At 64.4% G+C, this 12633-nt stretch carries 12 protein-coding genes; 2 read left to right on the forward strand and 10 right to left on the reverse strand.

Annotated elements, in window-relative coordinates; genetic code table 11:
• The first annotated feature begins 22 nt into the window (after window positions 1-22).
• Entirely contained in the window at window positions 23-301 is a 279-nt protein-coding gene (locus tag NKH21_RS22620; RefSeq protein ID WP_352490061.1) for a DUF2285 domain-containing protein, read from the forward strand.
• A gap of 229 nt (window positions 302-530) precedes the next feature.
• Here NKH21_RS22620 and NKH21_RS22625 read toward each other — a convergent pair whose 3' ends face one another.
• The 3 genes from NKH21_RS22625 to NKH21_RS22635 all read right to left on the reverse strand — a co-directional run bounded on the left by NKH21_RS22625 (window position 531) and on the right by NKH21_RS22635 (window position 3627).
• Window positions 531-2501: an acyltransferase family protein gene (locus tag NKH21_RS22625; RefSeq protein ID WP_352867611.1), complete on the reverse strand. Its 1971-nt coding sequence runs from the start codon at window positions 2499-2501 to the stop codon at window positions 531-533.
• A gap of 200 nt (window positions 2502-2701) precedes the next feature.
• Window positions 2702-2923: an alkylphosphonate utilization protein gene (locus tag NKH21_RS22630; RefSeq protein ID WP_352467930.1), complete on the reverse strand. Its 222-nt coding sequence runs from the start codon at window positions 2921-2923 to the stop codon at window positions 2702-2704.
• A 416-nt stretch (window positions 2924-3339) separates the two neighbouring features.
• The gene (locus NKH21_RS22635) at window positions 3340-3627 is read right to left on the reverse strand and encodes a hypothetical protein (protein ID WP_352490065.1); all 288 of its coding nucleotides are present in this window, start codon (window positions 3625-3627) and stop codon (window positions 3340-3342) included.
• Window positions 3628-3876: 249 nt separating this feature from the next.
• On the opposite strand from NKH21_RS22635, the gene NKH21_RS22640 reads away from it, so the two are divergent.
• Complete coding sequence (locus NKH21_RS22640; RefSeq protein ID WP_502911908.1) at window positions 3877-5874, forward strand: AI-2E family transporter; 1998 nt, start codon at window positions 3877-3879, stop codon at window positions 5872-5874.
• A gap of 131 nt (window positions 5875-6005) precedes the next feature.
• Here NKH21_RS22640 and NKH21_RS22645 read toward each other — a convergent pair whose 3' ends face one another.
• From NKH21_RS22645 to NKH21_RS22675, 7 genes are all read right to left on the reverse strand, one after another.
• Window positions 6006-6941, reverse strand: coding sequence for a phosphatidate cytidylyltransferase (locus tag NKH21_RS22645; protein WP_352662353.1), 936 nt, complete (start codon window positions 6939-6941; stop codon window positions 6006-6008).
• 17 nt (window positions 6942-6958) lie between these two features.
• Window positions 6959-7621, reverse strand: a complete 663-nt coding sequence (locus tag NKH21_RS22650) for a lysophospholipid acyltransferase family protein (RefSeq protein WP_352661486.1) — start codon at window positions 7619-7621, stop codon at window positions 6959-6961.
• Window positions 7622-7629: 8 nt separating this feature from the next.
• Window positions 7630-8058 (reverse strand): hypothetical protein, encoded by a 429-nt coding sequence (locus tag NKH21_RS22655; RefSeq protein WP_352867621.1) that lies wholly within the window; start codon window positions 8056-8058, stop codon window positions 7630-7632.
• On the reverse strand, window positions 8055-9398 hold the full coding sequence (locus tag NKH21_RS22660) for a phosphatase PAP2/dual specificity phosphatase family protein (protein WP_352867623.1): 1344 nt from the start codon (window positions 9396-9398) through the stop codon (window positions 8055-8057). Before NKH21_RS22660 ends, NKH21_RS22655 begins: the two co-directional genes overlap by 4 nt.
• Window positions 9399-9400: 2 nt before the next feature.
• Entirely contained in the window at window positions 9401-11188 is a 1788-nt protein-coding gene (locus tag NKH21_RS22665; RefSeq protein WP_352867626.1) for a bifunctional alpha/beta hydrolase/class I SAM-dependent methyltransferase, read from the reverse strand.
• A 26-nt stretch (window positions 11189-11214) separates the two neighbouring features.
• Complete coding sequence (locus tag NKH21_RS22670) at window positions 11215-11817, reverse strand: CDP-alcohol phosphatidyltransferase family protein (protein ID WP_352867628.1); 603 nt, start codon at window positions 11815-11817, stop codon at window positions 11215-11217.
• A gap of 110 nt (window positions 11818-11927) precedes the next feature.
• On the reverse strand, window positions 11928-12608 hold the full coding sequence (locus tag NKH21_RS22675) for a hypothetical protein (RefSeq protein ID WP_352867630.1): 681 nt from the start codon (window positions 12606-12608) through the stop codon (window positions 11928-11930).
• Window positions 12609-12633 lie beyond the last annotated feature (25 nt).

A 12633-nucleotide genomic window follows, 5' to 3' on the forward strand; every position in this document is an offset into this window, starting at 1 on the left:
ATGCGCCAGTGGGTAGATCGCAATGCTAAAGCTGCCAAACCTTCATATCGCGAACGCAGCGCCGACGTCTTCGGTGCTGACCGGTTATGACGAAGATCGCATGCTTACTTATATCCGGCTGCTCGACGCTTCGGCGGAAGGAACCGATTGGCGCGAGGTCGCCCGCATCGTCCTGCATATGGACCCGGAACGGGAGCCGGAGAGGGCTTTCCGGGCGTGGGCGACACATCTGGCGCGTGCACGATGGATGACCAGGAAGCGGAACGAACTGCGCCAATTGCATGATGAGTGGTGGGGGTGAGCACCATCCAAGCGGAACTGCCGTCCCGGTCTGGCCGTTGAGGGAGGAGGCCAACATGGAAAAGCGACCAATGACTTCTTGGCGAGCCAATACTTTCGAGCTGTGCTGCCTTCTTGCAGTTCCGCTGTCGCTTATCCTTACGGTTTTCCTGGCGGGTCTCATCCTCAGCTGACGCCCGCATGGTTGTTTGCTGGGGCTGGTGGGTCGGATCCGACAAGATTCGGAACCGTTACTTTACAGCCGCCGCCATCACATCCGAAAACAGCGCCCGTTCCACTGCCGGTTCCAGCGTTTCGGCGAAGGGCGTCGCCAGGTGGTGGCGGTCGCGGAAGGCTAGTTTGCCGTCGATGAAGACATGGCAGGTGGTCTGGTCGCAAAAGCGGTCGGTCATGTCGATGTAAGCAGCGTTCGGTGTCGAGCGCACGATGTCGCGCTCGACGGTGGCGATGTCGTCGTTTGCCGCCAGGATCCTCGGCGTGTCGCATGTCGCGGGCGTCTGGCCCCGCCACAGCGCCCGCGCCACGCATTTGTCGGCGTAGCTTGCATTGTAGGGAACGTCCCTGATGACCGCGACCTTGATGCCCGCCTGGCTGAAGGCTTGAAGCGTCCAGGTGAGGCCCGTCCGCCATTGCTCTTGCCAATCGGCGTGCTTCAACTCCTCGGGCGATTCCTTCATCACATTGCCGATCGAGAACTCCGAGATCACCACCAGTTGCGGGTGCAGCGCGATGATGTCCTTGACCGACTGCTCGCGCCATTGGTCGCATTCGGTGTAGTCGCGCTTCAGCCGCCAGTTCCAGGTCGTCACCCGCGAAGCCCGGCAGGAAGATTTGAGAAAGGTGACGACGCGAAAGTTGTTCTTCTCGGCCGCCTTGATCAGCGGCGTCGACCAATGGTCGGCATGCGAGTCGCCGAACAGCACGACCGAGCGCTGGGCATCCTTGCGGCCGAACATGCAGGGTTTTGGCTTGACGGTTTCGAAATCGAGCACGCAGCCGCCATTGGTCGCGCGCACGGTGGAGAGTTGGGCGGCACTGTCGGCGATGACGTGCTGTTCGGGGCTGAGATTGTGCTCGGCAAAGCGCGCATTGCCATAGGCTGCGACCACGCCGGCGCCGGTCAGCGCGACGGCGGGCACCAGCGCCCGCGCTGCTCCGGCCATCAGCCAGCCGTTGCGGCGGATCGGGTTCTCGATGAAATGATAGGTGAACATCGATAGAACCAGCGTCAGTGCCGCGCAGGCAAAGCGGCCGAGGATGGACAGGCTGGGAACCACCATCGCCGCATAGACAATGACCGGCCAGTGCCAGAGATAGAGCGAATAGGACAGCCGGCCCAACCATTGCATGGGGGCCAGCGCCAGCACGGCGCTCGGCAGATTGCGGCCGCCGCTGCCGCTGAGCAGCAGCAGCACTGTGCCGGCGACAGGCGCCAGCGCATTCACCCCGGGAAACGGCGAATCTTCGTCCAGCATCAGATAGGCCCAGGCGATCAGTGCCAGACCGAGGCATGCCTGGAGAGTGGCCAGTAATGGCCGGTCGCGCCAGATCTTTGCCGGTGCCATGGTCGCCAGGCCGCCGGCGGCGAATTCCCAGGCCCTGAGCGGCGAGAAATAGAAGGCCCAGGGCTGCGACACTTCCGTCAGCCAGGCGCAGGCGGCGAAGGAGGCCGCGCCGGCGACGCCGATGACGACGATAGCAGTGCGCTTGCCGGGGCGTAGCCATGCGGCGGCAAGCAGCAGCGCCGGCCATGCCAGATAGAACTGTTCCTCGACCGACAGCGACCAGAAGTGGATGAACGGGTTGTTGGTGGCGTCGGCGGCGAAATAGTCGAACGACCAGCGGATCAGCCAGAGGTTGATCATGTAGGCGGAGGCGAACATGGCGCCTTTCGAATAGAGCGCCTGTTCCTCCGGCGACAGGATGAAGTAACCCGCGAACAGCGTGGCAAGGATGACGAACAGTGCCGCCGGCAACAGGCGCCGGGCGCGCCGGGCATAGAAACGCCAGAGGTTCAGCCGCCCGGTTTCGGTGATTTCTGTAACCAGGTGCCGGGTGATCAGATAGCCGGAGATGACGAAGAAGATGTCGACGCCGGCAAAGCCACCGGGCAGGCCGGAGAGACCAAAATGGAAGGCGATGACACCCGCCACCGCCAGCGCGCGCAGCCCTTCGATGTCAGGCCGAAATGATGCCGACACAATCACCTCATACAAGGAATGCCCACCTCGCAGAGGCTCGACCCGCTGCGCCGATATTGCAATGCAACAAATCTAACGCAGTGCAACATAGGGGGAGGGCGCAGCTCCTCCAGCTCCTCGCGCGGGGGCGATTCACTCACATGAGCGATTCAGTCATGAGGGCGATTGATATGGAAGCGAAGGGCAGGGTGCCGAGGCGATCACGCCTTTTTCAAAAACTCGGTCTTCAGCACCAGGCCCTTCACCTGCTTGGTGCTGCATTCGATCTCGCCGGGATTGCCGGTGAGGCGAATATTCTTCACCAGCGTGCCGCGCTTGATCGTCTCCGACGTGCCTTTGACCTTGAGATCCTTGATCAGGGTCACGGAGTCGCCCTCGTGCAGCGCCGTGCCATTGCTGTCTCTTACGATCGCGTCGGTCATGGCAGGTCTTTCGGGGAGCTCCGGTGCGGAGGTGGTTGGCTCATTACCCGGCCTATCTCACGGTTGGCGGCGAGGTCAAGCGTGCTGGGGTCGAGCCCACTGGGTCAAGCGTGCCGGCGGCCAAACGTGCCCGACCGGCAATGCTATGTGGACGGCCAACCGGAAAACTCGGTTGCGAGCAGAACCCCCCGGACGGTAGTGGTATTGCCGCTCCGCGACATGCGCTCCGACCAAGCCGTCCTATATGCCTATGGCGCCACGGCAATCGAACAAAAGCCGTGGCCTTCATTACGTGGATATTCCGGCACGAGTTCAAATGGCTGAGCGCTCGCCGGTGCGGACAGGAAGGTCGCACAATGGCGGAGCTGCCCGCCCTTTCGCTTGGTCCGTTATTGCACTCGGCAAGAAGCCGGCGGTCACTTGTTGAGCTGCATGGCCATCTTGCAGAAGTCGGCATGCGTCTTGGCAATGCCTGCGTCGCTGCATTCCTTCAGCATCATGGCCCGGTCGCTTGTGGACATGGCCATCCATGCCGCCTTGAATTCGGCTTCCGACTTCATGCTCTTCATGCCGGCGTCGGTGAAGAAGGGCGTCATTTTCTGCGGATCGTCGAGCGCCGAAGTGCCAGTGGCACCGGCGGCAAGCGCTGCGCCGGTCATCATCGAAAGCGCCATCGCGCCCATGCAAAGCATCTTGATATTCATGATCATTCCTCCTGAGCTGCTGCTTTGAGGTTGTCCATCAGCGATCTACGAAGGAACGGCGTTTTGACCCAAAAGTTCCACGTTCTGGCGCAGGCATGGAACAGGATTGCCCGTGACGCCATTAATGCAAAAAATTCTACCATGACTGAATTGCCGCGCTGCCGACGAGGGCAATCTGGGTGAGATGCTGCGAAGTTGCACGCCGGCTCAATATGCCCGATCATGGCGACGGCGGGGCGGAGGTATCAAGTGGCGGCAAATCGTCGAAACGGCGCGCACCTGTCGGAGCCCCGGCGGGCGGGCATTGTTTCCGCGGCCAGGGCGCTTCCGCGCACATCCTTGCCCAGCGTAGCGTCGGTCGTGACCGCCGTCGCGGCGCTCTATTTCGGGCGCGAGGTCTTTCTGCCGATCGCAATCGCGCTGCTGCTTACCTTTGCGCTCGTACCCATGGTTTCGGCACTCAAGCGAGCCGGCATTCCGCGTCTTCCTGCCGTGATCGCCAGCGTGCTCGGCGCATTCACGGTGCTGGCTCTGTTCTCCTTCATCGTCGCCACGCAGGTCAGTGAACTGGCGCAGAACATTCCGCTTTACCAGGCGAATATCCTGACCAAGGTCCGGTCGCTCAAGGAAACCGGCGTCGGCGGCGGCATCGTTTCCAGATTGAGCCGGGTGATCGAACGCGTCGGCCAGGAGCTCGACAGACCCGAGCCCGCACAACCCGCCGCCGATCAGCCTCCGCGGGAACCGATCCCGGTCGAAATCGTCGCGCGCGAACGACCGCTCGAGGTCCTCCAGAATCTGATCGGCCCGCTGCTGAGCCCGCTGGCATCGGCCGGACTGATCGTCGTGGTCGTCATATTCATGCTGCTCGAGCGGGAGGATCTGCGCGATCGCTTCATACGCCTCGTCGGCTATGGCGATCTGCATCGAACCACCGAGGCGCTGCAGGATGCCGGCAAGCGTGTCGGCCGCTACCTGCTCATGCAATTGGTCGTGAACATCGTCTATGCCGTCCCGATTGCAATCGGACTTTGGCTGCTGGGCATACCCAATCCATTGCTGTGGGGATTGCTGGCGCTGGCGCTGCGCTTCGTTCCCTATATCGGCCCGGTCATCGCGACGCTGCTGCCTCTATTCCTGGCGCTGGCCGTGGCGCCCGGCTGGTCGCTCGTGCTGTGGACCGCAGGGCTTTTCGTGGTCGTGGAATTGATCACCGGCAACGTGATCGAACCCTGGCTCTACGGCTCGCGCACCGGGCTGTCGCCATTGGCTATCATCGTTGCGGCGATCTTCTGGACCTGGCTCTGGGGACCATTGGGCCTGGTTCTGTCGACGCCGCTCACGGTCTGCCTCGTCGTGCTCGGCCGCCATGTGCCGCAGTTCGAATTCCTCGACGTTCTGTTCGGCAACGAACCCGTGCTCGAACCGCACGCACGGCTTTACCAGCGGCTGCTGGCCGGCGATCCCGAGGAAGCGACGGACCATGCCGAGGAGATGCTGGAGGAAAAATATCTGGTCGAGTTCTACGACGAGGTCGCGATTCCCGCACTTCTGCTCGGCGAGCAGGACCGGGTGCGTGGTGTGTTGAGCGATGAGCAAAGACAGCAGGTCGCGGGCAGCGCGCTGACGATGGTGGCGAACCTCGACGACAGCGCGCAGGAGGAGGCGGAAGCGGACGACACGGCCGCGGCCGAGGACAACGGCTCACGCGAGGACAAGCAGGTTCAGGGCGAGGTTCAGCGCGAGGACGACACCGAACTGCCGGATGGCACGGGCATGTCGGTGCTGTGTGCCGGAGGGCGCGGCGAACTCGACGACGCGGCTGCCGCCATGCTGGCGCAGGTGCTCGAGGTCCAGGGCGCCACGGTGTTGAGGGCGAGCTTCGCCGAGATGGAACCAGGGAGCATTCGCCACCTTGAGCTCGACGCCGTCGATACCGTCGTCGCCGGATTTTTGAACCGGGATTCCGTCAAGCACGGGCGGTTCCTGGTCCGTCGGCTGAAACGCGCCAAACCAGGGTTGCGGGTGGGCATCGTGTTGTGGTCGGAACCCGACAGCGACAACCAGGAGGCAGCCGCCAGATTGGCCAATGAGATCAACGCCGATTTCGTCGCACACGGCATGGTCGGCGCGGTGCTCGGTGCGTTGTCCGGCGCTCCGCCGGTGGCGCTGAAGACCACCGCCAAACGCCGCATGCGCCGCCTGTCGCCGGCGCGCAAGAAAGAGCCGCTCGCCGCGGCAAAATGAGCGCGGCCAACGACCGCGGCAGATGGAACTGTTACCGTTTTCGCGAAAACGGTAATAACGAGATGGATCGGGTGTCTTCGCGAGGGTCGAGCTTAACCGTCCGGACGGTGCCGCAGCAAAGGGCGCACCGCTCACACAGTCCAGAAATAGCGCACCGTATGGAAGAAGACCGGGGCGGCGAAGACCAGGCTGTCGGCGCGGTCCATCATGCCGCCATGGCCTTCGATCAGGTGGCCCCAGTCCTTGACGCCTTGATCGCGCTTGATGGCGGAGGCGACAAGCCCGCCGAGGAAGCCCATCAGGCAGGCGATGAACGCGACGCCGGCTGCCTGCAGCGGCGAAAACGGCGTCAGGAACGACAGCAGCGCGCCGAGCAGGCTTGACGCCGCCAGCCCGCCGACCAGCCCCTCCCAGGTCTTCGACGGCGAGACCGTCGGCGCCAGGAGATGCCGGCCGAACAGCTTGCCGAAGATATATTGCAGCACGTCGCTGCCTTGCACGGTGATGATCAGGAAAGCGATCAGCAACAGGTTGCGGCCTTCGAAGCCTGGCACTTCGAGCGTCAGCAGCGCCGGCACGTGGCTGACGCAGTAGACCGAAATCATGACAGCCCATTGCTGCGCCGAGACGCGCTCGAGAAAGCGCTCGGTGTCGCCGTGCAGCGCGGTGATCGCCGGCATCAGCAGGAAGCAGTAGACCGGGATGAAGATGGTGAAGAGCCCGTACCAGGCGGTCCACACCAGCCAGTACTGGAACGGGATGACGATGCCGAACATGCCGAGCAGCACCCAGTGGTCGCTGCGGCGGCTGTGCGTCAGCGTCACGAATTCGCGCAGGGCGGCGAAGGAAATCAGCGCGAACAGGATGGTCATGCCGGGACGGCCGAAAAAGAAGGCAACGGTGATCGCCACCACCATCACCCACCAGGCATTGATGCGCTGGGTCAGGTTGACCAGCGCCGGCGACAACGGCTTTGGCGCCCGCCATGACAAGACGCCGGCGATGACGCTGGCGCTGATCAGCACCGCCAGCAGGCCGACAATCAGAATGAGGGTCTCGTGCATCATCGGCAGTGCCTTGGTCCTCAATCGTCTCGCTGCGGCCGGGGGTTCAGCGTCAGCAGCGTTTCGCGGGCGCGGTCGAGAAAGGCGCGGCGTTCCTCACCCGGTCGAATGGCGATCGGCGCGCCGAAGACGACGCGGCAAAGCAGCGGCACCGGCACGAATTGCCCCTTGGGCAGCACCCGCGACATGTTCTCGATCCAGCACGGGATAAGCTCGACATCGGGCCGCGCCATCGACAGGTTGTAGAGGCCGGAGCGGAACGGCAGCAGCGGTTCGTCGGTCATGTTGCGCGTGCCTTCGGGAAACAGGATCAGCGAATGGCCCTGGTCGAGCACCGACAGCATGATCGAGATCGGGTGCTGCGTTTCGTCCGTCCATTGCCGGTGGATCAGCACGGAAGACAGCATGTCCTCGGCAATGAAACGGCGCAGCCGCGTCTTGCCCCAATAATCGGCGGCCGCCACCGCATGGGTACGGGCGCGTTCCTTCTCGCTGAGGCAGGCCGACAGCAGGATGAAATCGCCGTGGCTGGCATGGTTGGCGAAGTAGATGCGCTGCCGGTCCGATGGCTGGCTGCCGTTCCAGATCGGCCGTACGCCGGTGACCACCCAGGCCAGCGCCGACAGGCCGACCGAGGTCACCGTCTGCAGCAAGGTATAGGTGCTGACGCGAAGCTTTGTCATGGACGGGCTCAAAAGAATGCCGCGACGACCGCGGCCGCCGCGAACAGACTGAAGGCGATACGCTGCCTGGCGAGCAGGCGGCGCGTGCCGGCCATCCGCTGGTTGAGTGAGCGGCCGCCGGCCGCCGTGGGTTTCAGCCGCATGCGCGCCAGCACGTCGTCGATCGCCGCGCCGCCGCCTGCCTCGCTGGCATGGCTGGCCATCAGCCGGAACAGCAGCGCGTCGAACAAAAGCAGGGCCGAGAGAATAATTGTGGCAATGGCACCCGCCGCGGCGATCAGCCAGGCCGCCGCCGACAGCGACGATGTTTGCGGCGCAGCCGCCAGGCCGATGACCGGCGCAGCCAGCAAGGCAGCAGCAATCAACAGCAGCGGCCATGCCACCTGCACCATCAGCCCGGCGGCGAACGCTTCGGCCTTGTCACGATAGGCGGTCATGTCGCCGCGTCCACGCCAAGATGCACCGGCCGGCCCGCGGCGGCGAGCTGGCCTCGCGCCTGATCCGGCGTGGCGGCCCGGCCGCTGGCGACCAGCCATTCGGCGACGACGGCGGCGCTGCGCTGGAAACCGAGCGCACAGCAGACCAGCACCGTGCCCTGGCTCTGCGCCGTCTCGATCGCCGCCACCGCTTGCGCACGCGCCTCGCGAGACGGCGGCAAAAGGTCGACCATGGGCAGGCTCACCCAGCGGATCGAGGCGCCACGCGGCCTTTCCAATTCGCCGGCCAGGTCGATCACCGTGCCGAAGACGTCGGCCTCGGCGGTGGTCGGAAAACGGCCAAGGGAAACACCGTCGGCGATGACGATCTGCGCCGGAAACTTTCGCGTCCACGCCCACACATTGGCTTTGGCGCTAAGGCGGTAAGGCCACAGCAGAAGACGGCTGGCCAGCGACACGCGGCCATCGGCTGTTTTCTGGAACACCTTGGCGCCGGCGCCGGCATAGGCGAAAGCGACGATGGCCAGCGCCAGTGCCGGCCACAACAGGATGAGCCACACCGCCGAGACCAATGCCCCGGCAGCGGCGCCGGCCAGCGCAAGGCTTGCGCCAAGCGCATAGAACAGCGACAGCCGCCGCGCCTTCGGGTCAGCACTCAGGCGGAAGCCGGCGAACGGCAGCTCACCGTCGCGCGGAAACAGCCACAGCGCGAAAAGGCCGAGCAGCGCGCCGGTCGGAATGTCGATGAAATGGTGCTGCCACGTCGTCAGCACCGAGGCGCCGATCAGGAAACACCAGACATGCCAGGCGAGGCCGGCGATGCCGGTCAATCTGTGACGCCAATGGTCCCAGATGATGACCAGCAGCGCGATGTGCAGCGACGGCGCCTGGTTGAAGGGTTTGTCGAAGCCGCCGAGTACGGCGAACATGAAGCCGGGCAGGCCGCTCGTCTGCGGGTGCACGAAGGTCGCCGTCAGCGGGAACAGGATGAAGCAGGCGACGGCGACGAGCTGCGCCGTCAGATAGCGGCCGGCGAGGCGGTCGACGCCGCTCTTCGAATTGTTCAGCAGCAGCGACAGGCCATAGAACAGGTTGATCGACCAGTAGGGCACGATCGTCCAGGCAAGGAACGGGACGCCATGCTCCCAGCCGAAGACGATGCTGCCGACGTCGTCGCGCCGCGACGCCAGCCAATTGGCGAAGCCGTAAGTGGCGTAGAAGAACGGTGCCAGAAATGCCAGCCACAGGGCGGCGCGCAGGACTATCCCGGGATACGGCTCGCGCGGCAAGGCCGGAAGGGCAGGGGCATTGCCAGGAAAGGCAGAGGCAGGCAAGTTCATGCTCAGATGCGCCGCGCGACCGAAACGGTGAAGATGCCCCACTGGTCGATGCGCTGGTCGAGCTTCTCGAAGCCGGCGGCCGCCACCAATTGGTCCATCTCGGCCTGCGTGCGCCGGCGCATCACCCAGGCCTGCCCGCCGCGGTGCGAGGTCAGGCTGCGCGCGATCATCTCGAGCTGCGGATGCCAGGGCTGGTTGGTGTAGACGAGCAGGCTTCCGGGCTGCATGGCGCTGGCCAGTCCACCGAGCGAGCGGCCGATCATGGCATTGCCGGAAAACAATTCGTAGAGCCCCGAGACGATGGCGAGATCCGGCGCCGGTTCGAGCCCGGCCAGCATCGTGGCGTCGAAGGCGTCACCTTGATGGAACGAGACGGTCGCCGGCAGCCTGCGCTCGGCGATCAGCTTGCGGCCGAGCGAGACGTTGAGCTCGGAGAAATCCTGCAGCCGAACGCTTGCCGGTGGCTCGGCGCATTTCTGCACGGCATCGAGCACGTAGCGGCCATGGCCGGCTGCGATATCGACGATATGGACCGGCCGGCCGGCGGCCTTGAGCGAGGAGGCGGCGCTGCCGATCAGCTCTTCCAGATGCAGCTTGCGCTGGCGGATGCCGCGCCAGCCGATGGCGTCGAGAAAGGTGCGGTCGATCATGCGACCGATGGGGCTGATGCCGCGCGCCTCGTTCTCGTAGACATAGTCGAGCGTCGAGCCGGAATCGAAGCCGGTGGCAATCCCCGTCTTCATGCCCGACGACAGCCAGGCGCCCATGCGGATCGAGGCGCGGCTCATCGCCCAGTAGAGGCCTCTGGGCGACAGCAGCGGCAGCGGCGAGGCCAGCCGGTCGGCCTCGTCGCGTGTATAGCCGGCGCGGTCGGCGCAGGTCAGGTCGACCGGCTCTTCCGGCGCTGTGAACTGCCTTTCGAGGAAAGGCCTGATCAGGTCGAGTGCCTTGTGGCGGTCGCGCTCGCCCAGCGTGTCGTGAAAGAAACCGGGCAGCACGTGCCGCTCCTTGGCCGGGCTCGCCAGGTTGACGAAAAACTCGTGCTGCGGTCCATGCCGCACCACCCAATCGCTGCCGGAAATCAGAACCTGTGTCGGCACGGTGATGGCGCGGGCGTCGGCGACGATGCGCGCGGCATGGTCGTAGAGTTCGACCAGGATGTTGGAGGCGATCGGCCGGGTGATCAGCGGGTCGGCGTCGAAGGAGGCGATGCGCTCGGGGTCGTGCGTCAGGAATTTCGCCTTGACGTAGGAATTGACGAAGAAGCGGCCCTTCAGCTTCTGCCACAACGCAATGCCTTGCTTGGCGAAGGGCACGTAGAGCTTGACCGAGAAGGCCGGCGAGGCCAGCACCAGGGCGCGAATGTCGGGCGCATAATCGTGCACCCAGGCGGCGGCAAGCACAGCGCCGAAGGATTGCGCGATCAGCGCAATGTCGCGCCGGGCAAAGCCGTCGCTGCCGATCTCGCGCACGAAGCAATCGATGTCGCGCACCAGCGCGGCAAAACACGGCGCATAGCCGCGTTCGCCGGCGGAGCGGCCATTGCCGCGCGCATCCCAGGCATAGAAGGCGTGGTCGGGCATCTGGAGCTCGTCGACCAGATGCGCCATGCGGCCGCCATGCTCGTGGCCGCGGTGGAACAGCAGGATGGCGCCCTTGCGGTTTTCCGACAGGGCCGGCCAATAGCGATAGAAGATCTCGGTGCCGTCGTGGCTCTTGAAGCTGCGCTCCTGCGCCACCCGCTCGATGTTGGCTGAAGCCACTGCGGCAGCCGTCTGTTGGTGAAGCATGTTGTTCTCCCTGGCGAGACCGGAATTCAGCTGCCGCTCCCGTTAAGGCCGCTGCGTATCCGGTTGATGGCGGTCGCCAGCGAGAGTGTAGCCATGGCCGGAAACACGAGCGGCGTGAGCGCCGGGACCCACAGGCCGGACGCGATAAGCACGGCTACGATGCCGAGCGCCAGCGCCCGGTCGCTTTTGCCGAACGGGCCGGCATAGTTGCGCCCGGTTCCTGCGGCGATGCCGAGCACACCGGCGAACTCCGTGATCATCGCCGCGATAGCAAATGCAACGACGCCCCAGACAGGAAAAATGACGGCAAAGGCCAGGATCAAAGCGAGATCCGAGACAACATCGCAGAGCTCGTTGAGATACATGCCGAGCTTCGAGGCCTGGCCATGTTCCCTTGCGAGCATACCGTCGATCGCATTCAGCGCCATTCGCATAAACAGCACGAGCGGCATCAGCAGAAAGACCACACGGTGGCCGGCAAGGGCTGCCACCACAAGGCCGGTGGCTAGCGAGACGGCCGCGGCCAGCAGCGTGATCTGGTTGGCGGTGATGCCCGCCCTGGCCAGGCCGTCGGCAATCGGCCGCAGCCTGGCCTGGAAGGCCGGTTTCAGCGCATAAAGCGTCGGCATATGCGAACCCCCCGGCCGCGGTGCAAAGTGATGTTGGCGAGGATGGTCAATTGGCGCGCAAGACGCAAGGGCGGCGCCCTGCCACTTTTCGACATCGGGTTGCGTCGGCGCTAGCTTTCGCTGTCGCCATCGTCGCCCGGGAACCGTGCGGGCAAGCTTTCTTCGGCCGCCGCCCAGGCGCGACTATGATAACGCCGCAGGACGAGAATGCATGTGGCGAAGACCGCCAGCCCGCAAATCACGCCGGGCGACATGCCTCCGCCGAAAGCGGACTTAACAACGATGCCCGTGAAGACGCCCGCTATGGCGCCGTTGATCGTGCCCACCATCCCCGCGGTGGTCATGAAATATTGCAGCGGCGAGGGCCTGAGACCTTTGTCGACCAGCACCGCCGAAGGGTCGTCATGCGTGGAATTGACAAGGTATCTTTGCAGGACGGGCGCCAGTTCGACGAAATAGTGGCGGATCCTGGCCATGCCGCGGGCATGCACCATGTCCTCGATGGCAACCTGCACCGCGCGCACGAACGTGACCAGTCCGATGAAGAAAAGGCAAGGCAGCAAGATCAGGCTGAACAACACGAACGGCCTGCCCATCTCCGTGACCTGCGCGACGAAGGACAAGGCAATCGTAGCGCTCGAGACCGAGGTCAGGAACAGATCGGCTCGCTGGTTCGCTTCCTGAATGGTCGCGGCGCGAGCGTTTTGCAGCACGAAATGCTCGGTCGTCAGGCACTGCAGGGCGTGCTGCGCCTGGTCAGGCGGAACCGGAGTGTCGGGAGAACGGGTCATCGACATTTGCCCCCCTCTGCCCGCC

The organism is Mesorhizobium sp. M1329, assembly GCF_040318035.1.
In the GTDB taxonomy this organism is placed as follows: domain Bacteria; phylum Pseudomonadota; class Alphaproteobacteria; order Rhizobiales; family Rhizobiaceae; genus Mesorhizobium.